The organism is Methanocalculus natronophilus (assembly GCF_038751955.1).
In the GTDB taxonomy this organism is placed as follows: domain Archaea; phylum Halobacteriota; class Methanomicrobia; order Methanomicrobiales; family Methanocorpusculaceae; genus Methanocalculus; species Methanocalculus natronophilus.
The window spans coordinates 1-591 of record NZ_JBCEXH010000096.1 but is presented as its reverse complement, the minus strand read 5'-3'; the positions used below and the strand labels follow the sequence as shown (position 1 = coordinate 591).

Annotated in this window: 1 protein-coding gene; it reads right to left on the bottom strand. The window is 28.6% G+C overall.

Going from position 1 to position 591, the window contains the following annotated elements; genetic code table 11:
* Positions 1-283 precede the first annotated feature (283 nt).
* Positions 284-591, bottom strand: a 308-nt coding sequence (locus ABCO64_RS10650; protein ID WP_425463714.1) for a class I SAM-dependent RNA methyltransferase, incomplete at its 5' end; no start/stop codon positions are given.

Sequence of the window (591 nt, the reverse complement as noted above, 5' to 3'; positions counted from 1 at the left end):
CCCATTTGTAAAGCCAAATGCTTTTGCGTGTATCCTAATGATTGTCGCTTATCTTTTAATAGTTTTTCTATACTCATCATTTAACCCTTTCCTTTGTAATAATAATATTATACTGTTTAAAGGAATCAAATAAAATAGACATTTCAGTCTACAAAAGGAACATCGCTGTCCCTATCAAGTCTATTTATATAACCTTAGTAACTAAAAATCATATTTCTCCGCCTATATTAAAAAGAAACCACCATAAAATATAGTGGAATCTTTTATAAATCAGTATAAATAATTACTCCAAAATAAATAAGGCAACACTTTCTATGTGAGACGTTTGTGGAAACATATCAAAAGGAGTTACTTCTTTTAATTGATACCCTTTAGAAACAAGGTATTGACTATCTCTAGCCAGTGTCGCAACATTACATGATACATAGATAATTCGTTTTGGTTCTAAAGACACCAACGTTTTTAAAAAAATTTCATCTAAGCCTTTTCTTGGTGGATCTAAAAAGACTTTATCAATATTAAAACTTTTTAATTTTTGAAGGGCTTCATCTGCTTTAAAGTGATAATATTGAGCATTTGTAATTTTATTGT